Raw genomic sequence first — 26,837 nt, 5'->3', positions numbered from 1 at the left:
TTATGGTGCGGCCGGCTGTGCTAGAGTTTGAAATCGAATGATATTTGTAGATAATCCCAGCATAGTGATAGTTGGTTACACCATTGCTGACATAGCTCTCGGAATAATGCTGATTTGGTTCTATGTAAAATACCGTGGGTAAGTAAACCGAAGTTTTCCATATAAGAAATAAATCATATTGATGAAGTTGTTAATATTTCGATAACCTCTGGCTCGTCGTTTGGCAAGCTGAATTTTGTTATTAATGCTCTCAAGAATACCATTGATCCCCAACGACCTATTTCTTTTGTTCCTTTTGATTTTGACGGGAATAACATGGTACGCTCCCATTGCCAATTGTGTTGACCTGATTAAAGAGAGGTCACAAGGTTGACGCATCAAATCGGATTTTCTGATAGTTTACCGCATGATAATCCTTTAAGAGCAGAAAAGATGCAACCAGACAAGGTAGCTGAATTTCGTTTTTATGCTAAGCTGAATGATTTTTTTTCTGCCGAGCAACGGCAGAAAACGATGCCCTATCGCTTCAGTGGTCAACCTGGAATTAAAGATCCGATTGAAGCTTTCGGTGTACCTCATACCGAAGTTGAATTGATTATTGTAAATGGTCAATCAGTGAGATTCGATTATCAACTGCAGGCTGGCGATCGTGTCGCTGTCTTTCCGGTTTTCAAAAGGCTGGACATCAGCCCCTTGCTTAGATTACGCGAAGAAATCCCATCTGATCCTCGTTTTATCCTGGATGTCAATTTGGGCAAGCTCGCCCGATCCCTGCGCTTATTGGGCTTCGACAGTCTCTATCGTAATGACTATCATGATTCGATGGTTGTGAAGATTGCAGTAAACGAGCAGCGTATCGTGCTGACCCGAGACCGTCGCCTGCTGCACGCCAAACAGATTCAGCATGGCTATTGGGTGCGTGCAGTTGATGTTGAAAGCCAGATCAATGAAGTCGTGCGCCGCTTTGATTTATGCAGATTGGTTCATCCTTTTGCACGATGTCTGGTCTGTAACGGTGTGCTCGCTCCCGTCGACAAGACCAAGATATTGGATCATCTTGAACCTAAGACGAGACGTTACTATGAAGTCTTCCGTCAATGCATCAATTGCCAGCGCATCTACTGGGAAGGCTCCCACTTAGAAAATATGCGACGGCGCTTCGCCGGCTTGCTGACAAACTGAGCAAGGTATCAATTAGTAAGTGCAAGCATGAAACTTTCTTGCCACTATTTTTAGTAACCTAGTCAAAGCATTAGGAAACTACTATGATCATAAAACCCTCCTAAGAACAATGAACATATATTCACTACGTTCATAACTGGTTTTCCTTTACTTTTGTCCAAAAAAATAAAGGAGGCGCGATGCCTATCCATAATGCTGATATCGCAGCCATCTTCGAAGAGATGGCTGATTTGCTGGAAATTGAGAATAGCAATAACGTATTTCGTGTGCGTGCTTATCGTAATGCTTCTCGTTACTTGCAGGAAATGGGTAAAGATGTCCGTATCATGGTGCAAAGAGGAGAAGATTTGACGATTATTCCTGGTATTGGGGAAGATCTCGCTAACAAAATACAGGAAATCGTTGAGACCGGTCACTGTTCTGTGCTGGATAAGCTACATAAGCAATTACCGTCGACTATTACGGAATTACTAAAAATTCCTGGGCTGGGGCCCAAACGGGTAAAAACTTTGTATCAGGAATTGGATATCCATACTATGGAGCAATTGCAACGGGCGGTACGCGACCATCGTATTCAGAGTCTAGCGGGCTTTGGTGAAAAAACTGAGATGCGCATTGCTGATGCCTTAGCCATTTATGCTGGCAGCACCAGCCGTTTTAAATTGGCTACTGCAGCTCAGTATGCTGAGCCTCTGATAGCTTGGCTTCGGACGATTTCCGGAGTACAGCAGGCGATAATAGCAGGCAGTTACCGACGAGCCAAGGAGACAGTAGGAGATATCGATATTTTGATTACGGCCGCCCAGAAGAGCCCGGTCATGACAAGCTTTTGCAGCTATGACGATATAACGGAGGTGCTCTCGCACGGCCCTACCCGAAGTAGTGTCATCCTTAAATGCAAGCTACAAGTGGATGCACGTGTAGTAGAACACGAGAGCTATGGTGCAGCCCTGCATTATTTCACAGGCAGTAAGGCACATAACATTGCTATCCGCCGCCTGGGTCAGGAACAAGGGCTCAAAATCAATGAATATGGTGTATTTAAGGGTCAACGGCGTATCGCTGGGGAAACGGAGGAATCTGTCTATCAGTCTGTAGGGCTGCCGTTTATTCCGCCAGAATTACGCGAAGATCGCGGTGAAATTGAAGCTGCCAGAAGCGGGCATTTACCTGAACTTATCGAGCTGGGTGATTTGAAGGGCGATTTGCATGCGCATAGCAAGGCAAGCGATGGTCATGCTACGCTTAAAGAAATGGCTAGCGCTGCGCAACAATGTGGCTTTGAATATCTGGCTATTACGGAGCATTCGCGCCAGCTCACCGTTGCCCATGGCCTCGATCCGACGCAACTAGCCAAGCAGATTGACGAGATTGATCGTCTTAACGAGCAATTAACGGAAATTACGCTGCTCAAAGGTATTGAAGTTGATATTCTCGAAGACGGTAGCTTGGATCTACCTGATTCGATACTAGCAAGATTGGATCTGGTAGTCGGCGCCGTACACAGTCGCTTCGAGTTGTCACGCGCCAAACAGACTGAACGTATTCTCAAGGCCATGGATCACCCCCATTTCACGCTGCTCGCTCATCCTAGTGGACGGCTCATCGCCAGGCGTAAACCCTACGATGTCGATATGTTGCGTATTATCCGCAAGGCTAAAGAGCGCGGTTGCTACCTAGAGCTTAATGCTCATCCGGAGAGACTGGATTTACTCGACATTTATTGCCAGGCAGCCAAGGATGAAGGTGTTCTCATCAGCATCAATTCGGATGCGCACAGTGTGTTGGATTTCCATAACCTGCGTTTCGGTATTGGCCAAGCACGGCGTGGCTGGCTGGAGAAACAAAATGTACTCAATACCCGCTCATTACAAGAACTCAAACCGCTTCTTAAGCGTACGATGTAGGGCAAAGCTGAAATATGCGCTACTCTTTTGTGGCATCCATAGTTTTGCTAGTAGCAATGCTTTCGGGTTGTGTCCACCGGCAATTCATCACCCAACCTTACCCGCGCTGGGGTGAGGAAATTCCTATTCACCAGGCAGATGATGCCAGTCCCCTGCTTCTACGGATTTTACAACCGACCGAACCCAGCAATGCATTGGCTTGTTTGCTGCTTGTTCATGGCATGAATGAATACATGGGGCGTTATAGCGAAATAGCCCGTTATTTCGCTCAGCGTTTCATAGTGGCAGGGTTCGATCTTTATGCGCATGGCCTGTCCAATCCGATTCTGCAACGGGCAGATCGAGCCCTGATTGCGGGAGCTGCTCAACAGGAAGTGGGTGATGCCTATCTGGCACAAATTCCATTATATGATCTGGAGCCAATGAAACAAGATCTAAGTCATGCATTAAAGCAGCTGATTATCTCATGCGATGAACAAGGTGAATCGGACAAACCGATCTTCATTGTTTCTCATAGCTTGGGTGCTCTGATTGCGGCTTCTTATTTGCTGTCGACTCAAAATAAGAGCGAATCAGCCAGACGAGTGCAAGGCATTATCTTGCTTGGGCCAGCCTTTTCCGTTACCGAAGTTCCAGGCTGGCGCGGCTGGCTGGCAAATCCACTCATCAAGCTATCATTTCATGCCGAAGAGCATTTCTTGAGTCCGCAGAACGAATCTTTGCCACTATTAATCATTAATCAGATCGTGTCCCTTATCATTGTGCCATTGCTCGACGGAATATTTGAAGTGTTATCCTGGCCAGGTCTGCGGACACTCTTCACGCCGGCCACACCTGATTGGGTGGTCGATTATTTAACTGATAGCGAGCATGAAAAAGCTCGTATTCGCGCCGATGGTTGGTTCATCCGTCGCGCTCTGTTGCGTTATGTCAAAGCAATCGAAACAGAAATCATCCATTTTCGCCATCATATGAGCGAATTCGCTATACCTTATTATTTGATCTTCTCTGGCCGTGATCCGATTACTCCATCCTGGGGTAGTGAGGACTTTGCACAGCTCACTCTACAGAATCATCCAGATAATGAACTGTTACCCCTACCGAAGTTGAGCCACCATGAGCACCTTTTCTCATCGCAACCGTTACGGAATGAGATCTTGAAAAAAATCGAACAATGGCTAGATCGAAGGAGGCTTTCTTGGCAGCACGAGAAAATGACGGAGCTGCAAAATTGATGATTAGCAGCCTAGCGAAAATCGGATTGATAACAAACCAGTTTCGCTCTATTGGTTTTTTTTACAAAGCAAGTTTTAATTCAGAAATTAGACAATGTAATGATAAGGTGTTCATACATCTCTACCAGCCAACTTATCAAATAGCAAGCTTTCTCTTTCTCTATTTGTCATCTGGTTTCACCATATTAATAATCAATACTGCCCCTGCACCTCTCATAAAATGAGCAACCAGATGAACCCAGATATTGCTGGAATTTATCAGACCCATTAATACCACGCCTATCGCTACTGCAGGATAAATACACCGCCCGAAATACACGCAACAGAAAATATACCCGCCATTACGTTGAAACCAGGAGTCAGGTCATAAAGAGAATTGCCGCTTGTATCCTCTACAGGAGCGACATTTAAGATATAGATCCAGAAAAAAGTACCTATAGCTCAACGATAAACTTTCGCATCATGGAATTCCTCAATCAATATTTTTATATCCAAATAAAATATTGATCAAGACGCAACCAAAAGCTGGTAGCAGATAAAGTTAAATTATTGGAGAGCCTGTCATCTCATGAAGGCTTCTAACAGTATCCGAGTCCAGCTTAAGTGAATGTGCCAATTGACGCAAATAGGCTTTTTCGGCTTCCGTATCTATATCAATTGCGAATAAGGAAGCAGCATAAACCTGAGTCGCAACAATTTGATTAGGAATGCTGGAAACCAGCTTGTCTAGATCCATTTGTTGAATTAGCTCATTGTGGATAAATTGGCGTTCCTCGTCCGTAATCCCGTCTTCATTTACCTTACCCATAATTTTGTCCATTTCAGACTGATCAAGCTGACCATCTGCTTTGGCAGCATTTATCATCGCCCGCAGTATAAGCTTTTCTGTGTCTGATGAAATCATCGCTTCTAATTGCTCCTTAGGCAAGGAATGTGCCGCTTCCCTTTCTAATTGCTCCCTAGGCAACGAATGAGTCGCTTCCTTTTTCTGTAAATCAGAAGGCTGATCACCATATTTTTTCTGAAGGGCATTAATGGCCATAGCTCCTAACATAGAAAGCGCACTTCCACCTAGCGCACCTTTTACTACAGACGCTCCACCACCTAGCAAAGCGCCAGCCAGTGCGCCTATGCCTCCTAATTGTCCGCCTGTCAAGTTACCGGCTTGCTTCGTACGAACGAACTTTTCTATCATATCCATCCACTTATTTGTAGACTGAGTTGTAGACTGAGTTGTAGACTGAGTTGTAGACTGAGCAGAATTGGCTATATGTTTAAGTCTTTCTTTTCCCTTATTGGTCATTTCGTTTAGCAAACGTCCTACAATATCTCCATAGCTCATCGTATTACCTCCCTGGTTAAAAGATCTCTGTGAAGTATCACATTAAGATTGCCTAAGCTTTCATACGCAAGTGGTAACAGTTAATCGGATATTAAAAACCAAGTAAATACGTACAAACACGTATTCCATAGCTATTGCTGTATTCATTAATTTTTCATATGCTCTTTTGTCCTACTGACTCGTTGGCATACATGCTCTCTTTTAGCATTGATAAACTCAACACTAGCCCATGTTACAAATGATCACTTATGAAACGTCATAAAAGCCTTTATCCCTTGTCTCATGATCATCATCATGCTCTTGTCCAGGCAAAAAATCTGCGTATGGCTTCTTCCAGCTCCGATATACCATCACTTCATCGGATTGCCATTGATTTTATTGCGTATTGGGATACCAGTCTTCAACTCCATTTTCGTCAAGAAGAAGAAATTCTGCTACCCGTTTTATCTCAGTATTCATCACCAGACCATCTGGAAATTATCGGAACCTTAAAACAACACGACGACATCCAACAAGCCGTGAGTCAACTGAGAAAAAACATTGAGCAAGAAGCGGCGCTGGCTGAAGAAGGTCAGAAGCTATCGGCACTGCTCAGTATGCATATTCGCTATGAGGAGCAATATTTATTTCCCGCTATTCAGGAAATTGTACCCGAGGAAGCTTTATGGGAAATAAACCGTCACTTGACCGAGAAATAAGGATGCTAGCAGCAAGTATATATATATATTCAGAGTCAGCTGACCCCAGCTTCCCGGAAATGCGATTATTTATGGTGCAGTGGCTTTGCGAAGTTTATTCGTGATCATTAAAGAAGCATATCCCTCATTCCATTTCTAAATCAAACATGACGCGAAGGCGAGCCTCAGGCAATATCAATCATACAGCAATGTGAAACCGGCAAAGCCAGTTTCAATTTAGAAATAGAGTTGAATGAACTATGATGGCGGAAATATTCAATTAGCGAGATATTCTTCAATAGGTCATTGGCGGTCTCAATCATCGAGGGTTTACATAACAGGAATTTACCAAACAGCAGCAACAGCTTGTTTTTCATGTTCTTGCGTACCTTGGTAACGAGCTGCACCGCATCATTTAAATGGGGTATTATGCCTTTTCTTTATTGCGGCGGGTCTCCCAACCTTTTTTTGCGGCTCTGCTCCGTTCTTCCGTTGTCATGCTGTGTCCACCCTTGCGGGATGATGCGTGAGTATCTTTTTTCCCATAACCACTGCCACCAGGTTTGTTACCACCGCCCGATTCTTTATTGACGGTTGCCCAAGCTCTTCGTTCAGCTTCTTTTTCTGATACTCCACGTTTTTCATATCCTTCGGCTATATGATCGGCCTTCCTTTTCTGCTTGTCCGTATACTTACTCTTGTCACCCTGTGGCATAGATCCTCCTGTCTGTGTCTCATAAGAAATCTCGATACAGCGGGTTGTTGGAATACACCTTATGACAGAACAAGCGTTAGTTGAGTTCCTGATTATACTAAGCGAGTGGTTCATACCGATTTCAATAGGAATTGTCAGGATAGAACACAGAGAAAGGAGAAAACTAAAAAATTAGTAGAAAGCACGCACAATATTTGTCAAGCATGTTATTGTTATGGAGGATAATTTATAAGAAAAATATGCTGATGAAGAAGTAATTGAACACCCCCTTGAAGGTCTATTTAGCTTAGCAAGAGAATTGTGAATCATAGCGCCATGAAAATTTTGCAAATCATTGCTTGAGCAAGCAAGTATTTTCGTTATATACTGGACTGGTCACAAGATGTTGTTAGTTACAAATTTTAATAAGGAATCAATATAATGAGATTTTTTCTGATCGCCGCCGCTTTATCAGCTCTGACATTGGCAGGATGTGGCAAACCAGGTCAAGCATTACCTGAAACCGAGAAAGAAGCCTATAATAAAATCATCTCCGGTCAAAAAGTGGATTGTCCTCATGGATTGGATGCTAATGGTAACTGCCTTAAAGAGGGTGCAGATGCACGTCCCTATGGCGGCACCAGCAAACCAGGTCATTAATAATATAATAACCATGTAGCTAATAAAAAAACCGCCTACAGGGCGGTTTTTTTATTAGCTACTTTTCGCTTTGCACAAAACAAGCCTTGCTTTTCTTCTGTTATCCTCTTACCCTTTTACTTTTATTTATTTAATTCTAATTCTTAATTAAAACTGAAATTATAATTTAACATAACACTATGTAAATAAATGAAAATATGTCTAATATTATTTACTTTTCTATTGGGATTTAGAATAATTAGTACAACCGCAGCTAATCATTTACCAGACCTAACTATTTAAGCTGCTCATATAATAAATTAAGAATTCGATTCGTTGCTTCTGATTCATCCGGCGCACCATCCTGATCGAGAATCTGAACCTCGCTGTTAGCCCCGACTCCGTTTACCTGAATACGGTATTGTTCTGCTTTTGAATCAGTATCACTTCGCCAAAAAGCAAGCTTTGAAAGAATCCCCTGGCCATCGCTCGCTTTCCTACTTTCAAGATCAGGGTCAGCATAACGAACAAAATAAACACCACTTGATCTATCTCGATCCTCAACAGTAAAACCTACCCGATCAAGCGCCAATCCTACACGACGCCATGCGCGGTCAAAAGTTTCGCTAATTATTAGCACGCCGCCCCTGGCTTTATCCATATAAGCTTGCTCTTTAACGGCACTGGCTTCACTCGCTGCAGAAGCGACTTCTTGTTTGGCGAGCTCTTCCCCTGCGCCAAAGCGTATCATCAGCCGGGCAAGCATTTCAGCTTCCAGATCAGGATCAGCAGGACGTGGTTGCCAGATGGTACGCTGCGTACTCCTGTCAGCAAGCACTTCAGCCATTCCACGATGACTAATATAAATTTCGGTTGTACCTGATTCACTTCGTTCTAGCCTGGTACGAAATTTGTCACGCTCAGCAGTTGAATACAAACCGTCGAGAAAAGTCGACAGAACGCTTCGAATAATATCTTGGGGTATTTTTGCGCGATTCTCTGCCCAATCAGTCTCCATAATTCCCACATCAGGCGCCTCAACCTTAACTAGAAACCCTAAATCCTGCCAGAATTCTTTAACTATTGGCCAGACATCTTCAGGAGCTTGATGAACCACTAGCCAGCGCTGGGTGCCTGATCGGGCAATTTGAGCGGGACTCTTTGTTACAGGCAGTATAGAAGAGTTACCATAAGCTTGTGGCTGCTCTGCCCGCTCCCTGTTATAGGTAGAAAATGTGGCACTTCCTGTAGAAGAAATATCAGGTACCGCGTAGCGTTCATCTGCAGAAGGTGCAGTCAGATCAGGGGGCACTTCCAATGGAGGTATCTTACCCGCTGATTTATAGTCTATTTTTTTACTTTCTGGAAATAAACTAAATGAATTACAGCCAGAAATCACCAATATCCACACTGCGCTCAGCATGAGCGTTCTTTGGCATTTTACTCTCGACATCGCAAACCTTTAAATCATTACTTCAGCTTGTTTCATTGCATCTTTGATCAATTGATGAAATTGACTTGAAAGTGGTGTTAAAGGTAATCGAATTCCCGAGCTTATCAAACCCATTTCCATGACAGCCCATTTCACCGGGATAGGATTCGCTTCAACGAACAAGTCTACATGCAACTTTAACAGCTTATTGTTAATACTACGCGCGGCAATCAAATCTCCTGCAAACGCTGCGTGACACATTTCATGCATTAATTTGGGCGCAACATTTGCGCTCACTGAAATAACGCCATGTCCTCCTAACAGCAGCAATGCCAGTGCAGTGGCATCGTCTCCACTATACACACAGAAATCCAGCGGCACACGATGCAGTAAATCACAACCCCGTGCAATGTTACCCGTCGCATCCTTTATTCCAATGATATTAGGAATTTGCGCAAGCCGCAGAACGGTATCATTGGAAATATCTGCGACCGTTCTACCTGGTACATTATATAAAATCATTGGTATATCAACCGCTTCTGCTACCACCTTGAAGTGTTGATACAGTCCTTCCTGGGTTGGCTTATTATAATAGGGAACGACCGATAAGCAGGCATCCGCCCCTGCATCTTTGGCAAAGATGGTCAGATCAATAGCTTCTCTCGTGGAGTTCGCGCCAGTGCCAGCAATGATCGGTATTCGTCCAGCCGCATGCGATACCGCAGTCCGTATCAACAGATTATGCTCATCAAAATCTACGGTAGGAGATTCACCCGTCGTTCCGACCACCACTATTCCACTGGTCTTTTGCGCAATATGAAAATCAATGAGCGCACGAAACCTCTCCAGATCCAGAGCGCCATCTTCAAACATGGGTGTAACAATCGCAACCAAGCTACCTTTTAGCATAGGATCTTCTTTAAAAAAACAATATATTCTACCTGAAACTATCTACTTTCATGCATTATCGTTTCGCTTTCTTTCCAGGGAAATCATATCACCTTGGAAAAAGTTAAAACATCGTTTACACAATCAACTCTGATCGTATCTTTAGCGGCAAAATTACCTTGTAAAAGTTCTTTAGCGAGAGGATTCTCGATTTGTGATTGAATAGCCCGCTTTAATGGGCGAGCACCAAATACAGGATCAAAACCGGCACGTGCAAGTTCTGATAAGGCCGCATCGGTTACTTCCAGTTTAATTTCTATTTTAGCCAAGCGTGCTTCCAGGTTCTGCAATTGAATCTGTGCAATCGATTTAATATGCTTTTCATCCAGCGCATGAAACACGACAACTTCATCAATACGATTAATAAACTCGGGACGGAAATAAGCTTTTACTTCTCCCATCACGGCAAGTTTGATGACCTGATAATCATCCCCACTCATTTGTTGAATCATTTGCGAACCAAGGTTGGAAGTCATGACAATAACCGTATTTTTAAAATCTACTGTACGCCCCTGCCCATCTGTCATACGTCCATCATCAAGTACCTGCAGCAAAACATTAAATACATCAGGATGTGCTTTCTCAACCTCATCGAGCAGAATCACCGAATAAGGTTTTCTCCGCACCATTTCGGTGAGATAACCCCCTTCTTCGTAGCCTACGTAACCTGGCGGGGCCCCTATTAAACGTGCTACCGAATGCTTTTCCATGAATTCCGACATATCGACTCGTATCAGATGCTCCTCGGAATCAAACAAAAATTCAGCTAATGCTTTACATAATTCCGTTTTACCTACTCCAGTAGGCCCCAGAAATAAGAAAGAACCATAAGGCCGGTTGGGATCAGCCAATCCTGAGCGTGAACGGCGAATAGCGTCGGAAACAAGACGTGCTGCCTCATCTTGCCCAACCACGCGTTCATGCAGTTTTTGCTCCATCAATAACAGTTTTTCCCGTTCTCCCTGCATCATTTTGGCAACCGGTATCCCGGTTGCACGAGAGACCACCTCGGCAATTTCCTCAGCACCGACTTGAGTACGGAATAATTTCGGTCGATTGACCTCTTTAACTTGTGCAGTAGTTTCACTCTGCTGGATCTGCTCAGCCAGCTGTTCCTCCAGTTGAGGAATACGGCCATATTGCAACTCAGAGACTTTTTGCCAGTCTCCTTTACGCGTCGCCGCCTCTACCTCTTTTCTGAGTTTTTCTAACTCTTCCTTGATGTGCTGTGAACCTTGGGCGCGTGATTTTTCTGCCTTCAGGATTTCTTCAAGATCAGCATACTCGCGCTCAAGCTTCTTTATCTCATCTTCCAGTAGTGTCAGACGTCTTTGCGAGGCTTCATCTTTTTCTTTTTTCATTGCCTCCCGTTCAATCTTGAGCTGGATTAGGCGGCGATCAAGCTTGTCCATCACTTCAGGTTTGGAATCCCGCTCCATACGGATCCGTGCCGCAGCCTCATCGATCAGATCGATAGCTTTATCCGGTAAAAAACGGTCAGTAATGTAACGATGAGATAACTCTGCTGCCGCTACGATAGCGGGGTCAGTAATATCTACCCCGTGATGGACTTCATAGCGCTCTTGCAAGCCGCGCAAAATAGCAATCGTTGCCTCTACTGTCGGCTCGTCTACCAGTACTTTCTGGAAACGGCGTTCTAACGCTGCATCCTTCTCGACATATTTACGATACTCATCCAAAGTAGTTGCGCCGACACAGTGCAGCTCTCCTCTCGCAAGTGCTGGCTTGAGCATATTGCCGGCATCAATGGCACCTTCTGCCTTTCCCGCTCCTACCATGGTGTGCAACTCATCAATAAATACGATGGTACGCCCCTCATCTTGTGCGAGTTCTTTGAGTACTGCTTTCAGCCGCTCCTCAAATTCACCACGATATTTCGCACCTGCTAATAATGCGGCCATATCGAGCGACAGTACACGCTTATTTTTCAGTGTATCAGGGACTTCTCCATTTACGATGCGCTGAGCCAATCCTTCTACGATGGCAGTTTTACCTACCCCAGGCTCACCAATCAGTACCGGATTATTCTTGGTGCGTCGCTGCAATACCTGGATGGTTCGCCGAATTTCATCATCACGTCCAATTACTGGATCAAGCTTACCCATGCGTGCGCGCTCAGTGAGATCGAGGGTGTATTTTTTCAATGCCTCACGGCTGCCTTCTGCCTCTGCACTCGATACACTCTCACCGCCCCGTACCGATTTGATCGCTTGCTCCAGCACATTGCGATTAGCCCCATGCTGCTTTAATAGTTGTCCGGTTTCGCCTCTGTCCTCAAGTGCAGCGAGCAGGAATATCTCGGAGGCAATGAACTGATCCCCATGCTTTTGCGCTTCCTTATCTGTTAAATTGAGCAGGTTGTTAAGATCGCGCGAAATACCGATTTCTCCACCCACCCCTTCCACTTTGGGAAGACGTTCCAGGCTTTTTACGAGCGCCTCACGCAATGGGTTGACATTAACGCCCGCACGTTGCAACAGCGAAGAAGTTCCACCATCTTCTTGTTGTAATAGCGCGAGCAGCAAATGTTGAGGCTCTATATAAGGATGATCCTTGCCTAACGCCATACTTTGCGCTTCACCCAGTGCCTGTTGAAATTTAGTAGTAAGTTTGTCGAGACGCATACAAGCTCCTGATGAGAATATCTATTGCCCCTTACTATATGGGAGTAGGATAGAATTTCAACCCTTGAGTTCTTCTTTATTTAACGCTTTACTTCAGGATAAGGATACAACATATTCAATGCAACGCTTTTTCCTGGAGTTTGCACAATACGCACATGTTCCCGCCGGAACTCCCGGGCATGTTTAAGTCCGCACGAATGAGCAAGCATGGCGATCTCCTTGTTAACATTTATAGCATAGTTGGCAACCCGCAGGTATTTTTGCTCAACAACCAGGCCGCGTTGTAACCACGGATCATGCGTTGTAATGCCAGTAGGGCAAGTATTCAGATGGCAACGCAACGCTTGTATGCAGCCTAAGGCAAACATAAACCCGCGCGCGGTATTAACAAAATCTGCACCTACACTCAATGCCCACGCTCCATGAGCTGAAGTGACCAGTTTCCCGGCCGCAATCACACGGATCCGTTTCTTCAGGTCAGATTCGATCAGTGTATCCACCACGCGCGGCAAAGCCTCTGCAATAGGTAGTCCTGCATAATCCATAAGTGTTTGGGGAGCGGCACCACTACCCCCTTCTCCGCCATCAATAGTCAGAAAATCAGGTGCATACTCTAACCCACGCCGATGAATGGCATCGCAAAGCTCATTGATAAAATGCCAGCCACCAATAACACTTTTAACCCCTACCGGACGTCCGGTTAAATCACGAATGTAAGCAATTTTATCAAGTAATTCCTCGATGCTACCAATATCGTGATGGCGATTAGGACTGATAGAATCCTGAAAAACGGGAATACCGCGAATAGCAGCAACTTCAGGAGTTACTTTCGGAGCAAGCAACAATCCCCCTTTACCTGGTTTCGCACCCTGTGAAAGTTTGATCTCAAAAGCTTTCACAAATTGGGCGATTTCCTTGGCGCGGGCAGGGGAGAAATTACCGTTTTCATCGCGGACGCCATATTTAGCGGTACCTATTTGCATGATCACATCGCAACCACCTTCCTTATGGTAAGGAGAAAGCCCCCCCTCTCCTGTATTGAGCCAGCATCCAGCCTTGGCCGCACCCAGCGACAACGCACGTATTGCGGCTGCTGAAATGGCACCATAGCTCATACCGCTAATATTAATAATCGACTTCGCTTCAAAAGGATGTTGGCAATAACCTTCCCCGATGAGTAGCGAAGGTGTTGGTAACTGATCTTCTTCCTGAATGGGAAAAGCGGCATTGACAAAAATGCTTGCCCCAGGTTCACGCAAGTCATAAGTGGAGCCAAAACCGATGATGCCCCCTTTATTCTTGGCATTCTTGTATACCCAAGCGCGAGTAGCACGATCGAAAGGCTGTTCCTCTCGATCACCGGCAAACCAATATTGACGAAAGTACTTGCCCTGAAGCTCGAAAAGAAAACGTAAACGGCCAATAACTGGATAATTGCGTAATATCGAGTGCTGTTTCTGGATAATATCGTGGATAAACAACGCGACAATAGCTCCAATGAAGACCAACCCCAGGATAGTACCTATGCTATATACGATTGGGTTTATTACATTAGACATACAGAATTCAATTACCTTCTCAAAATAATCCGATACATCCTCATATTGGCAAATTCATTGAAAACATCATGAACTTAAACCGCATCAATGGCTGCTGCAGATAAAAAATTTTGGGCGCCTGCATAATCAGTCTAACGCCATTTCCAAATTAAAAATGACGCGAAGGCGAGCCGCAGATAGTATCAATCGTACGGCAAGGTAAAGCCGACAAAGTCAGTTCGATTTAGAAATGGAATAACATTCTGATTAAAATTTTCTTGAGATAATTCTTATCCGCTGATCCATAACAAACTGACACTGTGTACTCTACCTCTACTTCCCAAATGGCTTTACCTTGTATGGCGTCCTCTTCCCTCTTCTCGACCAAATCTCATTAGCTTCTCCGGTTCTACTAGCTGGTGTAGCTACCAACGTGCAGCTTCGAGCGAGAGCTTTTCACGAGAAAAAGGCAAATAACTGCGATAAGTACGAAGAAAAAGGGAAGGTGCTATACAATATTATTCTTTTCATTCATAAATTCAACAAGAAAAACTAATCTCTCCATTATTTGTGCTACAGCAATTTATTATAGTTTTCAGGCTTCCCACATTAGTAAGATCACGTGGATAATGGAACCATGATGCCATTAATGGGTCTTATAAATTAAATGCTTATTTTCATGCTATATTAAGGGTACAATTACCAAATTCGTAGCAAACCCAAAAATAGTCTGACTATGTATCTGCAAAAAAACAATGCATAGTAGGACATACTCAATAATTTGCCCCACGATTAAAGATATTTTCGGTCAATCAAGTTTAGCAAAGACTTATGCATTGATCTGTATATTGGCCCATTCAAATGACCTGCATTTGTTACAAGATCAATTATTCTAATTATCTAACAACAGAATAATGCCGCGCTTGCCCTGGATTAATAGGACACTCGACAGCGATAATAAAACAAAGAAACGTCTTTCAGGAAAATAGAGGATTCAAATATGACTCACTTTAATTTTCCTTAGATATTTTTATAAATATTTGTCAGTTAATGACAAACCACTATCAATTAATTTTGGTGAGTTATTTGGTAGGTTTAACTAATCACCGCACAAAAATGAGAGATGTGAATGAATATCTATGTTGGAAACCTATCTTATAATGTCACTGATACCATGCTTCATACTATTTTTGGAGAATTTGGAAAAGTGATGAATATTAACCTTATTAAGGATAAATACACTGGTCAGTCCAAAGGGTTTTGCTTTGTAGAAATGGAAAAACAATCTGCAGCTGAAGAAGCAGTCAAGAAGTTAAATGGACGTGCTGTGGATGGAAGGAATATTACTGTTAATCTCGCACGTCCACGTGGAGAACGTACGCAATCTAAGCAACGCAGATGGTAACTCCCACCTGCACAATCTGTTGTTAAAAAAATATCTAGAAATATCCTATACAGTTTAGCTGTGCAGGTTTAACAACCTAGACCCACTTTACTTTTTCATTAAGGGTTACCTCCTATCAGATAGTTCGCATTGAAGTAACCCTAAATGATGTCTGTTTGCAAGTATCAATGAAACGCGAAAAGAATTAAGCTTGATTCACTCTTCTTTTCTAGTCCTTGAATATATTACATTCATTTGCTTCATTTATCTTATTTCAATTCAATTTAAGGAAAGGCTTTCCAACGCTTTCTCATGATTCCATTTTGCGTGAAAGAGATGGCCTTTTTTCTCAGGTGTACGGTCACTGGTCCAGGTGAGATATTTGCCATCGGGCGTAAATACCGGCAATCCATCAAAACCTTCTTTGTCCGTTACCCGTACCGGCTCTTTTTTGCCATCCACATCAACAATGTACAGCTCAAAATTCCGGTGTCCATGAACGTTGGTTGAGAAAATGATATATTTTCCGGAAGGATGATAGAAAGGCGCCCAGGACATCATATTGAGATGGGTAATTTGCTTCTGGTCTGAGCCGTCGATGTTCATGGTGAATATCTCTGCCTCTCTGCCATTGGCTGAAAAGCGGCGCCACACAATTCTTTTGCCGTCCGGACTGAAAAATGGCCCACCGTCATAAGTATTGTTCTGAGTTAATCTTTTTACGTTGGAGCCATCCGCATTCATAATGTAAATATCGATTAAAGAAGAAGGATCTTTTTTGAACAGCGCAGCTTCTTCCTCGGATAATTGCTCGGTGTAAGCCCTGCGGTTGGAAGCAAACGCGATCAGTTTGCCGTCAGGTGACCAGGAAGCTTCAGCATCATAACCCAGCGTATTGGTGAGATTCTTGATTTTCCCGCCTTGAAAGTTAGTTTCATAGATGTCATAAAATTCATCATAGTCCCAGGCATACGATTGCCGTTCACCGGATTTTCTTCTTTCAATCTCGGCGGTCATCTTGGCTTTGGCATCAGGATCGTCATGGGTTGAAGAAAACAGTACTTTTTCTTGTAAAGGATGTACCCATGAACAAGTCGTTTTACCTGTCCCTGGTGATACCTGCTGTACCTTTCCATTCTCAAGATTCTTCAGGTAAATTTGATAAAAGGGATTTTCCTCAGCTACTTCTGCCTGATAAGCCATCCATTTCATATCTGCGCGATAATAGGCTTCACCGACCCTGACTTCTTTGTCTGAAAGCTGATGCTCCTCGCTGATAAAATCGGCTGCACTAGCCTGAGCCACAGCAAAGAAAACAAATGCTGAGAGTAGCCCATTCATAAATAGTAGCGCGTTAATATTAGAAAACATGTGTGTAAAACTTTTCATTTCGCTCATAAAAGTCAAGTTGCTAAAAAACATTTAAATAAAACATTAAAAACAAAGTATACAAGATATAAGCTTAACAAGTTGTTCCCAATGGGTTGGTGATCTCATCAAAATCCTGCAAAATAAGCTGAATAACAAAATAGCGATAAAATTTAAAGAATGAAAAAATCAATCAAATTGAGCATGACATGGGGTTTCCTCATCAGCTGCTTACTCTATGGTGTAACCCTATTTGCCAGCAGCGAGCCATTCCATCATCAGATGCAAATTACACTTTTGCCAGATACCTCTGAAATTCGGGTAAAAGATCTGGTACGTGTCCCCGAACGCTACCGAAACAATAAAACAGCTACCCAGCTTGATTTCAGTCTGCATGCCGATTTGACCGTGACTGAAGTAAAAGGTGCGCAGGTAGCTATCCAGCAAAGCAATGCGGCTTTGAGCGCCAGGCCGGTTCCCTTAAAACTGTACACCTTGACCTTACCGCCCCAACAAGAGGAATTTACTTTAACCTTCAGCGGAAAAATCAATCATGCCGTGCAGGGCCCAGGTCTGGAATATGCTCGCAGTTTCAGTTATACACCCGGGCTCATCTCTGATGAAGGCGTTTTCTTGGCCACTTCTACCGCCTGGTATCCCCAGTTTGAGGATGCGATGGTGTCATTTCTTCTGAATATCCAAATGCCTGCCGAGTGGGATGCCGTCAGCCAGGGCACCTTGGTACATGAGCAAAAAACAGCAACCGCCCACCATGTAAGTTGGGAAGAGAAACAGCCTCAGGACGATATCTATATCGTTGCGGGCCGTTATCAGCGCTATACACAGTCAGCAGGCGCAGTAAAGGCATTCGTTTATCTGCGTAGTCCTGATCAAGCATTAGCCCAGAAATACCTGGATACTACCGCACAATATATTGCCATGTATAACAAGCTGCTGGGGCCTTATCCTTATTCCAAATTTGCCCTGGTTGAGAATTTCTGGGAGACCGGCTACGGTATGCCCTCTTTTACGCTGCTCGGCCCCAAAGTAGTGCGCTTCCCTTTCATCCTGCATTCTTCCTATCCGCATGAGATTTTGCATAATTACTGGGGCAATGGCGTCTTCGTCGATTACAGCAAAGGAAACTGGTCGGAAGGTTTGACAGCTTATCTTGCTGACCATCTGGTGAGTGAACAAGGGGGTAAAGGAGAGGAATACCGGCGTGACGTGCTGCAAAAATACACGGATTTTGTGAGCAAAGAAAAAGATTTTCCGATTGCCCAGTTTACTTCACGCCATAGTTCCAGTTCAGAAGCAGTCGGCTATGGGAAAACCATGATGTTTTTTCATATGCTGCGACAGCAATTAGGTGATAAGGAATTTATCCGGGTGTTACGCACTTTTTATAAACAATTCAGATTCAAACAAGCGACCTTTGAGGATTTGAAGGCAACCTTTAACTCGCTTACGGGCAAGGATTTTTCTGTGTTCTTTGAGCAGTGGGTCTACCATAGTGGCGCGCCCAATTTATTAATGCAGGAGGCACAGGCTGAACCTACAGCGCAAGGATTTAAGCTCAAGGTGGCAATCAAACAAGCCCAGCAAGGCAAACCCTATCAGTTAACTGTACCTATTGCTGTTCATTTGGAAGGCGAAGAACAGGCTTATCAAGCGAACATCAGCATTGGTCAGTTAACCAATGAAATAGAAATGGATTTTAAAGCACGCCCGGTGCGCATCGATATTGATCCTCAATTTGATGTGTTCAGGCGTCTCGATAACCGCGAAATTCCTGCTGCGCTATCACAAGGCTTCGGCGCGGAAAAACCGCTATTAGTGCTGCCAGCCAATGCGGATAAAGCAGTATTGCAAGCGTATCAGTCCTTGGCTGCAAATTGGCAAAAAACCCAATCCGGTCAGCTGGAAGTGGTGCGCGATGATCAGCTAGCAACGCTTCCTGCCGATCGAACAGTCTGGATTATGGGCTGGCAAAATAAATTCAGCCAGGCGTTGGTTACAACTTTGGCAGAACAGAATGTTGTCTATCACTCAGGCGCACTGCAACTGGATCAACACACTTATCAACCAACCAGGCATGCCATTGTGCTGACAGCCAGACAGCCAGCCAATCCGGATAAAACACTGCTATGGGTAGCATCCGATCATCCCAATGCAATTGCAGAATTAACCAGAAAGCTGCCACATTATCGCAAATATAGTTACCTGGCATTTGAAGGCGACGAATTGACCAATATCAACAAAGGTCAATGGCCTGTTATCCAATCACCCTTGACTCGGTTGATCAAGCAAAAGGATGATGCTTCGTTTACTTCCACTCATGTTGGCTCTTTAACCCCCCGCCGCGCATTGGCGGAATTGCCGCCGTTGTTTTCGGAAAGTCGTATGCTGGCTGATATCACCCACTTAGCCAGCGAAGCCTTTAAGGGGCGTGAATTGGGCAGTCTAGAATTGGAAGTTGCTGCAGACTATATCGCACAAAATTTCCAGCAAGCTGGTCTATTACCCGGTGGGGATAACAATAGCTATTACCAGACTTGGCAGCAAGAGGTAGGCGCGCCGAAAGGAAAGATCACCTTGCGTAATGTAATCGGAATTTTGCCAGGCACTAATCCGGAATTAGCTGGGCAAAGTTTAATCATTGGTGCGCATTATGACCATCTGGGCATGGGCTGGCCGGATGTGCGTGCTGCCAACCATGGAAAAATACATTACGGTGCAGATGATAATGCCAGTGGAGTAGCCGTTATGTTAGAGCTGGCGCGACAAATCGCTACTAAGTGGCAACCGCAGCGTAGTATTATTTTTATCGCCTTCACGGGTGAAGAAGCCAATCTGCTCGGTTCAAAGCATTTCATTAACAATACCAGAACCTATCCGGCAGAAAAAATAATCGCCATGCTCAATTTGGATACAGTAGGCCGCTTGGGCAACAATCCGGTAACACTGTTCGGCACCGGCACAGCACGTGAACTGGTGCATGTATTTCGCGGCGCAGGCTTTGTCACCGGTATTCCGGTCAACGCGGTGCAGGATGATTTCGGTTCCAGCGATCAGGCGGCTTTCATCCAAGCCGGCATACCAGCTGTCCAATTCTTTGCCAGCGCACATGAAGATTATCATGCCCCCGGCGATACGGTAGATAAAATCGATACAGCTGGACTAGTTAAAGTGGCTGCCATCCTCAAGGAAGCAACCGAATATCTAGCTAATCGTCCCGAACCTTTGACCGCGGCTTTGCCATCGCAACATGCGCAGCCAAAATCCACAACAGTTAAGGAAAAACGCAAAGCCAGCCTCGGCACAGTGCCGGATTTCTCCCATCAAGGTGAAGGCGTACGCGTGGATAACGTTATTCACGACTCCCCAGCACATCAGGCACAGCTAAAGGCGGGCGACATCCTGATTCAATTAGCTGGAGAAATGATCAGCGATCTGGCAGCGTATGCCAATATCTTGAGAACGCTTGAGGCTGGACAGAAAACCATTCTGCAATACCTGCGGGACGGTAAAGTAAATACGGTTGAGGTAGTTTTAGTTGAGCGTTAATTGGTCCAGTGGGGATGGGTTTATTCCATTTCTAAATCAAAAATGACGTGAAGGCGAGCCGCAGACAGTATATGTAATACGGCAAGGTGAAGCCGGCAAAGCCAAGGGGATTGTGAAATGGAATGGCTGGATTAGCAATGTTCGACTGGCATACACTATAAGAATATACCGTGCTGGTAATTAACGCAAGCTAGTCAATGAAAGCTCTGGGTTAATCATATCAGAAATGGGGATAGAGTGGTTACACTACGCATGACCTAGAATACGCCTCAGTTGTCAAAAATGGATTGTTGGTCTACCTTTGTACGTTACATCGTCAACAAAATCATCACCATCAGACTAAAAAATGCAGCGTCTCTTGATCCACCTATCTTTCACCTTAGTTTAGTTCGAGTTAAAAGAGGCATTTATGTTGATTATTTGGAGAGTAACATGAAACGCATTGTTCTGATACTGTTACTGGGCATGGCTGTTTTAGTAGCTGGTTGCACGCAACTGGCTGGAATAAAGCAGAGTCCCGACATCACCTTGGCTGATATCGAACTGGAAAAACTTGGTTTCTTGGAACAGCGATTCCTCGTCAAGTTGCGCATCCGTAATCCAAATGACGTAGCACTGCATATCAATGGCATGACCTTTGATGTTGAACTTAACGGAACATCTTTCGCCAAGGGCCTGTCAGATAAGGCCGTGACCGTACCACGCATGGGTGAAACAGTAATAGAAGTTAAAGCAACTAGCACGCTTGGAATGGTATGGAAGCAGTTGAGCCAATTGCAGAAATCTGGTCATGACAAGGTAGATTACCGGCTTTTTGGGCGACTTTTCCTGCGAGGCCTGAGCAGTAGTATTCCTTTTGAGCAGAAAGGTGACGTATCTTTGCCATTTGACCGCGTTGAAAATTTAGAAAAGTTTTAACTTCTTTTTCTTAGCTAATTCAAATATTGCACTAACATCAAGACAGCGCTGCTAGCTGTCTCACAGGCTTTGGATCGCCGCTCAGCTGTTACATCTGTGACTGCAGGTAATTTTGCAATCCAACTTTTTTAATGAGCCCCAACTGTTGTTCCAGCCAATGCGCGTGGTCTTCCTCTGTGTCTTCCAACATGGTTTCAAGGATTTCCCGCGTCTGGAAATCCTGCTCCTGCTCACAAACGGCAATGGCGTTACGCAATGCAGTTATCACGGAACGTTCCAATTCCAGGTCATTTTCCAGCATTTCCGGCACGTCTTTACCGATTCTAAGTGGACTGCGGTTACCCACTGCTGGTACGCCTTCCAGTAACAAAATTCGCTTGATCAGAAGATTGGCGTGCTGTTTTTCATCATCCATTTCATGATCAATGCGTTCATAAAGTTTGCTGAACCCCCAATCATCATACATACGTGAATGGGTAAAATACTGATCCATTGAGGTCAACTCCCCGGCAAGAAGTTGGTTCAGGATATCGATAATTTTTGCGTTACCTTTCATAAGATATTTTCCTCAAATTATATTTTGGATTGCAGATAGTTCTGAATACCCACTTTTTCAGCCAGCTCTAACTGGGTTTCCAACCAATCGAGATGATCTTCGGTATGTTCCAGCATTTCCTCAAGCAATTCACGGCTGACATAATCGGAGACGGATTCGCAATGATTGACCGCCTCTATAAGTTGCGTTCGAATAGCGTTCATCAGCTCCAGATCTCCCTGAAGCATTTCTAACGGATCCACCCCAATCAGCAATTTTCCAAGATCCTGCAGGTTAGGAAGGCCTTCTAGAAAAAGAATCCTTTCGATGAGGCTGTCTGCTTGTTTCATCGCCTTGATTGAGGCTTTATAGGTGTGTTCATTCAACCCATCCAACCCCCAGTTTTTGTACATTCTGGCATGGAGAAAAAACTGGTTGGTAGCGGTGAGCTCGTTTTTCAATACCTTGTTCAGAAGGTTTACTGTTTGATTGTCGCCTTTCAACTTGATACCTCCATTTGGTTAACGTGCACCTGACTGTAAATACAGCACGATGTTTAATTCAGGTTTTACGCATTATAAAGCCTGCAGAATACAAAAACAATACTAAGATATTGATTAATAAATGAAAACCATTCTTAATATTGTTTCCGCTCGCGTCTGCGACATAGTCGAGTCGGGAGTTCTAACGTACCGAAAAGCGTGATGGAATATGATCACAGTGCCATGAAGCAGTTTGTAAATATTGGAAGAAGGGCAGGAAAGGGAACGATCCTTTGAGATATTGTGGCTTGGATTTAGGAGTATCTATTCGCGTCGTTAGGATAGTAATAACAATCGAACCCTATCTTGCTATATACCTTATTGCATTTCTAAATCAAACATGACGCGAAAGCGAGCCGTAGACAGGATAAATAATACGGCCAGATGAAGCCGACAAAATCAGTTGTGATTTGGTAAGGGAATAACACGGATGCGTCCCTCAGTCAGTCCCTTGCGCGGACGATTCTCCTCCGAAACTAACTGAACCATCAGGTTTGAATACGCTAAGCATTCTTTGCTCTCTACGCATCCGCGCCATCCGTTTCCATGGTCAGCGCACAAACCGTGATTTGCGCATGTAGTACATTAAGAGACAATAAGCATGTTTGCCATAGCGCTGCCGGTTCTATATCTCATCTCATCAATTTATATTAATTCACTAGACCGTAAGCAGCATTGCAAGCGAGCGCATTGGCTTTTTGGCGTATTATTCTGATTTCTCCCCACCTTTAGGCCCCCAGAAAACAACCCAGGTAGAAAAATCAGGTGAAAAATTCTCAAAACGATGCTCGACATGGGCTGGAACAAAAAAGACCGTACCGGCTTCGAATGGATGGCGTTCTCCTGCCATGACAAATTCACCATGTCCAGAATGAATAAAATAAAGCTCATCTTGCTCGTGCGGCGTTTGTATATCTGTGCCACGAGGCGCATATAACTCGACAGACATTGAACCATGTGCAAACGCTAGCGCAAATGGCTCGCCCATTGGCCATTCCTGAGTGACTGGACCGGGTATTCGTTTTAAAAGATCAGATACAGTTGCTTTCATAAATAGGTCGAAAGTCAGTTATAAGTTAATGATAAAAATCATATCAGTTGACGATTTGACAGAGATCCCCCAGAGCCACTTGACCGGCTTTAAAATCGTAATCAAGTATCGGATCAATTTTTCTTTGCAACAGCCAACTCTGCTCGAATGCGATGTAATTTGGGATCGTCCGGTAATACAGATTCAGCTCTTTGCAGATACAGTCCGGCTTGTTCCAGTCGGCCGTCAATTCTAGCCTTGTCGATAAGCTGGGCATACTGATCGACGATTCTTTGCAGCCCGGAAAGTGCTTCTACGTTGTCTGGATCGATTGCGAGCACCATCTGGTAGTATTTATAAGCATTGTCTCTACGCGGTGTAGTGAAACGCATCGCTTTCATGGCTTTTTCAGCCGCAGCCAGATGCATTTTGATGGTATCTTCATCCCTAGGTTTTGCTGACAAGTCCTGATCCGCAGACTGAGAAATTAATGACTTAACCGCCATCTGTTGCTGGCCCGCATTGGATTTCGATGCAGTGGCGGCATTATCCTGCAGCTCTTCTTTGTTAACTGATCTATTTGCTGCTGATGAAGGCGTCTGTGTTGGTATCTGGCGATTTTCTGGCTGACTGGCTTGATTACGGGCCAAGGCGACAGTTTGATCTTCTGGCCCTTCTGGTGCAAGGCTAGTTTGATCGTTATGGTACGTAGCTGGAGGCTGAGTGGCGATGGTATCTGGCTGATCATCAAATGGTTCTGAAGCTTTTTCACTAAACCACAAACCAGCGGCAATCGCTGCAATCATTCCAATCATGAGCCCCATCCCTATGAAACGCTTGGCTACCGCACTACTCCCGGTATCATCCACAGTTTTCTGCTCGGTAGTGGCAGGATTGGCTTGGCTCTCGGTATGCGTTGATTTGAGTAGCATTAAAATCTCTGCTGCTGATTGTGGCCGATCGTTATAGTCGGGCCGTAACATCCAATTGATCGCTTGCAGCAATTCTGCGCTGTAGGCAGTACCTGCTGATTCGGTAGGTAAAGTCATCGGATCGGGCTCGCCTTTGCTTAAAGCCATTATCCGGCTTTGGACCGCATCCGGATGACGCTGCGTCATACAATAATATAGGGTTGCGCCCAACGCATAAAAATCTGTTGCAGGCCCAGGCACACTCGCTTGCTCATATTGCTCTACAGCGGCATAACCGGTTGCTAATTCGTTAGCAAGATTAGAGGTACGCGCGGCAATAGCCAAGCGTGCAGCAGAGAAATGGGTCAGCAGCGGTTCACCATTCTTGTCCAGCAAAATGGCCGACGGTTGAATTCCGCCATGAATAATTTTGCATTTATGAACCTCCTGTAGCGCATCCAGGATCGATATCAGAATGAATATTAATTCTGTTTCAGCAATTATTGTGTCAGGCTGGACCAGCTTGTTAAGCGATAAGCCTTCCTGGTGAGCCATCAACTGGTAAGCCGTCCCATTGAATTGCAAGACATTCTCTGCGCCAGCAATATTAGGATGTTCGATTTGCATGAGAATCTCGGCCTGATGCAAGAAAACCTTTAACCCATATTCAAAATTTACTTTATCGCTTGGAGACTTAGGTTCGACAGCCAAACCATCGCTTGCACGAATAGCGAAATCATGGGGAAAATACTCGTGTATTTCTACCTGCTCCTTAATATGACGATTCCAGCCGTGATAAATGATATCGAACGCGCCAATTTTTAAGGTATCTTTAATTTCGAAGACACCGATTTGGGTACCCTCAGGCAGAATTTGATCGTGTATAGATGCCATGGTTTTTATATCTCTTTCTCTAATTTCATCCAATGAAACTGCTAGAAATTACTGTGACATTCTCCGCAGTGTTACTCGGCGCTCCTTTCTCCACCTATCTATTGGATAGGCGACTATCCCCAAAATGTATTTTGCTAAAAGAATTTTAGTGAAACTTGCTATTTTATTTCCTTATCGCTACCCTCTGAGCACGATGCGATCATTCATTTTCGCAACATTTTAAGTAGCTTATGAGATCGTGGATGCAAATAAAGTGATTTTATTTATAAGTTATTTAATAAGATAACTTGTCGGATCCAATCGCATCAGATTTGATCTTTAAGATATTATTTACTCAAGCATTTTTTATAAGGATATTTGGGGTAATCCATAAATAATATTTTACTGCTAACAGGTAATCGACTATTTCTTAGATAATAGAACTTTTCTTGTAGCTTATCACTGAATTAATTAATATGCCTTTCAAAATAACAAATCTGGTTTTATCTGGTGATCACTTCATTACTTGAAATTTATGATTCGTTGAGAAGGTCAATCAGGTGTTTATTTTATTTTTATAATTAGTTATCTTTCTGGAGAGTTGCAATGGCAGGTTATGTGGGCGATGTCGCCACTCCTTATGACCAAGATCTTGGCCCTGTGCTTTTCGAACACTATGGAGCCGATATCGCGCAACGCACCACGCAAAGAGCGCTGCGCGATGTGCTCGAAATCGCCTCAGGTACGGGAATAGTCACGCGGAAGTTGCGCGACGCACTGAGCAAGGATGCACGGCTGACTGCAGTCGACATCAGTGATGTCATGCTAGACGTCGCACGCGCAAAATTTCTTCCTCATGAGCAGGTCAGATTTCAAATCGCAGATGCTACAGCACTGCCTTTCGACGACGCAACGTTCGATGCGGTGGTCTGCCAGTTTGGAGTAATGTTCTTCGATCAAGATGCCGCCTTTCGCGAAGCTAACCGGACGCTGAGGAACGGAGGACGCTACTTGTTCAGTGTCTGGGACTCAGAGCACTACAATCCTTTCGCGAGTCTAACTTTTGAGGTGCTAAAGCAGTTCTTTCCGTCGGATACCCCCAGGTTCCTGTTTGATCCTGTTTCCTGTCATGAAATTGATCCCATCAAAGAAAAGCTTGTTCGTTCCGGCTTTAAGCGAATAACCATCTCGATTCAGCCACGGGAGCATGATATTATGGATGTGTCAGCCTTCGCACGGGCGCTTATTTTCAGTCCGGTCATCTTTGAAATAAGAGAGCGCGGTGACGTCGACCCCGAGGAAATCGCACAGGCGCTAACGCAAGCACTGATCCAAGAGTTTGGTTCCAATCCCACACGTTATCCGATGCAAGCCATACTGTTTGAAGCGGAAAAATCCTGAGTTTGGGTTCGCCAGTGCTTGGCAATACGAGCACCAAACTATTAAAAACTGATGCAATCTACAGTCCTC

The 26,837-nt window shown here is 44.3% G+C and carries 20 protein-coding genes and 2 pseudogenes; 9 read left to right on the top strand and 13 right to left on the bottom strand.

What is annotated here, in order from left to right; all coding sequences use genetic code 11:
• Nucleotides 1-120: 120 nt before the first annotated feature.
• Nucleotides 121-264, bottom strand: a pseudogene (locus AAW31_RS20645) (transposase); the annotation flags it as partial.
• Nucleotides 265-369: 105 nt separating this feature from the next.
• Here AAW31_RS20645 and AAW31_RS10050 point away from each other — a divergent pair.
• The 3 genes from AAW31_RS10050 (at nucleotide 370) to AAW31_RS10040 (ending at nucleotide 4,324) form a co-directional block, all read left to right on the top strand.
• A complete protein-coding gene (locus AAW31_RS10050; protein WP_200899587.1) occupies nucleotides 370-1,182 on the top strand; it encodes a Mut7-C RNAse domain-containing protein in 813 nt (270 codons plus the stop codon).
• 179 nt (nucleotides 1,183-1,361) lie between these two features.
• Nucleotides 1,362-3,089, top strand: a complete 1,728-nt coding sequence (gene polX, locus AAW31_RS10045; RefSeq protein WP_046850148.1) for a DNA polymerase/3'-5' exonuclease PolX — start codon at nucleotides 1,362-1,364, stop codon at nucleotides 3,087-3,089.
• A 14-nt stretch (nucleotides 3,090-3,103) separates the two neighbouring features.
• Nucleotides 3,104-4,324, top strand: a complete 1,221-nt coding sequence (locus AAW31_RS10040) for an alpha/beta fold hydrolase (protein WP_046850147.1) — start codon at nucleotides 3,104-3,106, stop codon at nucleotides 4,322-4,324.
• 541 nt (nucleotides 4,325-4,865) lie between these two features.
• Here AAW31_RS10040 and AAW31_RS10035 read toward each other — a convergent pair.
• A complete protein-coding gene (locus AAW31_RS10035; RefSeq protein ID WP_046850146.1) occupies nucleotides 4,866-5,666 on the bottom strand; it encodes a tellurite resistance TerB family protein in 801 nt (266 codons plus the stop codon).
• Nucleotides 5,667-5,914: 248 nt separating this feature from the next.
• On the opposite strand from AAW31_RS10035, the gene AAW31_RS10030 reads away from it, so the two are divergent.
• On the top strand, nucleotides 5,915-6,364 hold the full coding sequence (locus AAW31_RS10030; RefSeq protein WP_046850145.1) for a hemerythrin domain-containing protein: 450 nt from the start codon (nucleotides 5,915-5,917) through the stop codon (nucleotides 6,362-6,364).
• A 227-nt stretch (nucleotides 6,365-6,591) separates the two neighbouring features.
• Here the strand turns inward: AAW31_RS10030 and AAW31_RS10025 are convergent.
• Nucleotides 6,592-6,750, bottom strand: a pseudogene (locus tag AAW31_RS10025) (transposase); the annotation flags it as partial.
• Nucleotides 6,751-6,770: 20 nt separating this feature from the next.
• Entirely contained in the window at nucleotides 6,771-7,058 is a 288-nt protein-coding gene (locus AAW31_RS10020) for a hypothetical protein (RefSeq protein ID WP_046850144.1), read from the bottom strand.
• A 420-nt stretch (nucleotides 7,059-7,478) separates the two neighbouring features.
• On the opposite strand from AAW31_RS10020, the gene AAW31_RS10015 reads away from it, so the two are divergent.
• Entirely contained in the window at nucleotides 7,479-7,697 is a 219-nt protein-coding gene (locus AAW31_RS10015) for a hypothetical protein (RefSeq protein WP_046850143.1), read from the top strand.
• A 274-nt stretch (nucleotides 7,698-7,971) separates the two neighbouring features.
• On the opposite strand, the gene bamC is transcribed toward AAW31_RS10015, so the two are convergent.
• The 4 genes from bamC to AAW31_RS09995 form a co-directional block, all read right to left on the bottom strand.
• Nucleotides 7,972-9,129: an outer membrane protein assembly factor BamC gene (bamC, locus tag AAW31_RS10010; protein WP_046850142.1), complete on the bottom strand. Its 1,158-nt coding sequence runs from the start codon at nucleotides 9,127-9,129 to the stop codon at nucleotides 7,972-7,974.
• Between the two features lie 9 nt (nucleotides 9,130-9,138).
• Nucleotides 9,139-10,017: a 4-hydroxy-tetrahydrodipicolinate synthase gene (gene dapA, locus AAW31_RS10005; protein ID WP_046850141.1), complete on the bottom strand. Its 879-nt coding sequence runs from the start codon at nucleotides 10,015-10,017 to the stop codon at nucleotides 9,139-9,141.
• Between the two features lie 83 nt (nucleotides 10,018-10,100).
• A complete protein-coding gene (clpB, locus tag AAW31_RS10000) occupies nucleotides 10,101-12,701 on the bottom strand; it encodes an ATP-dependent chaperone ClpB (RefSeq protein ID WP_046850140.1) in 2,601 nt (866 codons plus the stop codon).
• Nucleotides 12,702-12,781: 80 nt separating this feature from the next.
• Complete coding sequence (locus tag AAW31_RS09995) at nucleotides 12,782-14,260, bottom strand: FMN-binding glutamate synthase family protein (protein WP_046850139.1); 1,479 nt, start codon at nucleotides 14,258-14,260, stop codon at nucleotides 12,782-12,784.
• A 1,108-nt stretch (nucleotides 14,261-15,368) separates the two neighbouring features.
• On the opposite strand from AAW31_RS09995, the gene AAW31_RS09985 reads away from it, so the two are divergent.
• On the top strand, nucleotides 15,369-15,644 hold the full coding sequence (locus AAW31_RS09985) for an RNA recognition motif domain-containing protein (RefSeq protein ID WP_046850137.1): 276 nt from the start codon (nucleotides 15,369-15,371) through the stop codon (nucleotides 15,642-15,644).
• Between the two features lie 258 nt (nucleotides 15,645-15,902).
• On the opposite strand, the gene AAW31_RS09980 is transcribed toward AAW31_RS09985, so the two are convergent.
• Nucleotides 15,903-16,994, bottom strand: coding sequence for a TolB family protein (locus AAW31_RS09980; protein WP_144413051.1), 1,092 nt, complete (start codon nucleotides 16,992-16,994; stop codon nucleotides 15,903-15,905).
• 177 nt (nucleotides 16,995-17,171) lie between these two features.
• Here AAW31_RS09980 and AAW31_RS09975 point away from each other — a divergent pair, with 177 nt between their 5' ends.
• Both AAW31_RS09975 and AAW31_RS09970 read left to right on the top strand, forming a co-directional pair.
• The gene (locus tag AAW31_RS09975; RefSeq protein WP_052752175.1) at nucleotides 17,172-20,558 is read left to right on the top strand and encodes a M20/M25/M40 family metallo-hydrolase; all 3,387 of its coding nucleotides are present in this window, start codon (nucleotides 17,172-17,174) and stop codon (nucleotides 20,556-20,558) included.
• Between the two features lie 432 nt (nucleotides 20,559-20,990).
• Entirely contained in the window at nucleotides 20,991-21,476 is a 486-nt protein-coding gene (locus AAW31_RS09970) for an LEA type 2 family protein (RefSeq protein WP_046850135.1), read from the top strand.
• Nucleotides 21,477-21,564: 88 nt separating this feature from the next.
• Here AAW31_RS09970 and bfr (AAW31_RS09965) read toward each other — a convergent pair whose 3' ends face one another.
• The 4 genes from bfr (AAW31_RS09965) to AAW31_RS09950 all read right to left on the bottom strand — a co-directional run bounded on the left by bfr (AAW31_RS09965) (nucleotide 21,565) and on the right by AAW31_RS09950 (nucleotide 25,388).
• Entirely contained in the window at nucleotides 21,565-22,032 is a 468-nt protein-coding gene (bfr, locus tag AAW31_RS09965; RefSeq protein ID WP_046850134.1) for a bacterioferritin, read from the bottom strand.
• Between the two features lie 17 nt (nucleotides 22,033-22,049).
• On the bottom strand, nucleotides 22,050-22,514 hold the full coding sequence (bfr, locus tag AAW31_RS09960; RefSeq protein WP_046850133.1) for a bacterioferritin: 465 nt from the start codon (nucleotides 22,512-22,514) through the stop codon (nucleotides 22,050-22,052).
• Between the two features lie 745 nt (nucleotides 22,515-23,259).
• The gene (locus AAW31_RS09955; RefSeq protein ID WP_046850132.1) at nucleotides 23,260-23,541 is read right to left on the bottom strand and encodes a cupin domain-containing protein; all 282 of its coding nucleotides are present in this window, start codon (nucleotides 23,539-23,541) and stop codon (nucleotides 23,260-23,262) included.
• 176 nt (nucleotides 23,542-23,717) lie between these two features.
• Nucleotides 23,718-25,388: a protein kinase domain-containing protein gene (locus AAW31_RS09950; protein ID WP_046850131.1), complete on the bottom strand. Its 1,671-nt coding sequence runs from the start codon at nucleotides 25,386-25,388 to the stop codon at nucleotides 23,718-23,720.
• A gap of 639 nt (nucleotides 25,389-26,027) precedes the next feature.
• Here AAW31_RS09950 and AAW31_RS09945 point away from each other — a divergent pair.
• The gene (locus AAW31_RS09945) at nucleotides 26,028-26,768 is read left to right on the top strand and encodes a class I SAM-dependent methyltransferase (protein WP_235264349.1); all 741 of its coding nucleotides are present in this window, start codon (nucleotides 26,028-26,030) and stop codon (nucleotides 26,766-26,768) included.
• The last annotated feature ends 69 nt before the right edge of the window (nucleotides 26,769-26,837 follow it).

Source organism: Nitrosomonas communis (assembly GCF_001007935.1).
Classification (GTDB): domain Bacteria; phylum Pseudomonadota; class Gammaproteobacteria; order Burkholderiales; family Nitrosomonadaceae; genus Nitrosomonas; species Nitrosomonas communis.
Note: the sequence above shows the minus strand (reverse complement) of the source record. Positions and strands in the feature narration are given on the sequence as shown.

What these genes read in the sequence shown, in the direction of transcription:
- polX (WP_046850148.1), top strand. Translation starts at nt 1,362, where the DNA reads ATGCCTATCCATAATGCTGATATCGCAGCCATCTTCGAAGAGATGGCT.
- AAW31_RS10040 (WP_046850147.1), top strand. Translation starts at nt 3,104, where the DNA reads ATGCGCTACTCTTTTGTGGCATCCATAGTTTTGCTAGTAGCAATGCTT.
- AAW31_RS10035 (WP_046850146.1), bottom strand. Translation starts at nt 5,666, where the DNA reads ATGAGCTATGGAGATATTGTAGGACGTTTGCTAAACGAAATGACCAAT.
- AAW31_RS10030 (WP_046850145.1), top strand. Translation starts at nt 5,915, where the DNA reads ATGAAACGTCATAAAAGCCTTTATCCCTTGTCTCATGATCATCATCAT.
- AAW31_RS10020 (WP_046850144.1), bottom strand. Translation starts at nt 7,058, where the DNA reads ATGCCACAGGGTGACAAGAGTAAGTATACGGACAAGCAGAAAAGGAAG.
- AAW31_RS10015 (WP_046850143.1), top strand. Translation starts at nt 7,479, where the DNA reads ATGAGATTTTTTCTGATCGCCGCCGCTTTATCAGCTCTGACATTGGCA.
- bamC (WP_046850142.1), bottom strand. Translation starts at nt 9,129, where the DNA reads ATGTCGAGAGTAAAATGCCAAAGAACGCTCATGCTGAGCGCAGTGTGG.
- dapA (WP_046850141.1), bottom strand. Translation starts at nt 10,017, where the DNA reads ATGCTAAAAGGTAGCTTGGTTGCGATTGTTACACCCATGTTTGAAGAT.
- clpB (WP_046850140.1), bottom strand. Translation starts at nt 12,701, where the DNA reads ATGCGTCTCGACAAACTTACTACTAAATTTCAACAGGCACTGGGTGAA.
- AAW31_RS09995 (WP_046850139.1), bottom strand. Translation starts at nt 14,260, where the DNA reads ATGTCTAATGTAATAAACCCAATCGTATATAGCATAGGTACTATCCTG.
- AAW31_RS09985 (WP_046850137.1), top strand. Translation starts at nt 15,369, where the DNA reads ATGAATATCTATGTTGGAAACCTATCTTATAATGTCACTGATACCATG.
- AAW31_RS09980 (WP_144413051.1), bottom strand. Translation starts at nt 16,994, where the DNA reads ATGTTTTCTAATATTAACGCGCTACTATTTATGAATGGGCTACTCTCA.
- AAW31_RS09975 (WP_052752175.1), top strand. Translation starts at nt 17,172, where the DNA reads ATGAAAAAATCAATCAAATTGAGCATGACATGGGGTTTCCTCATCAGC.
- AAW31_RS09970 (WP_046850135.1), top strand. Translation starts at nt 20,991, where the DNA reads ATGAAACGCATTGTTCTGATACTGTTACTGGGCATGGCTGTTTTAGTA.
- bfr (WP_046850134.1), bottom strand. Translation starts at nt 22,032, where the DNA reads ATGAAAGGTAACGCAAAAATTATCGATATCCTGAACCAACTTCTTGCC.
- AAW31_RS09955 (WP_046850132.1), bottom strand. Translation starts at nt 23,541, where the DNA reads ATGGGCGAGCCATTTGCGCTAGCGTTTGCACATGGTTCAATGTCTGTC.
- AAW31_RS09950 (WP_046850131.1), bottom strand. Translation starts at nt 25,388, where the DNA reads ATGGCATCTATACACGATCAAATTCTGCCTGAGGGTACCCAAATCGGT.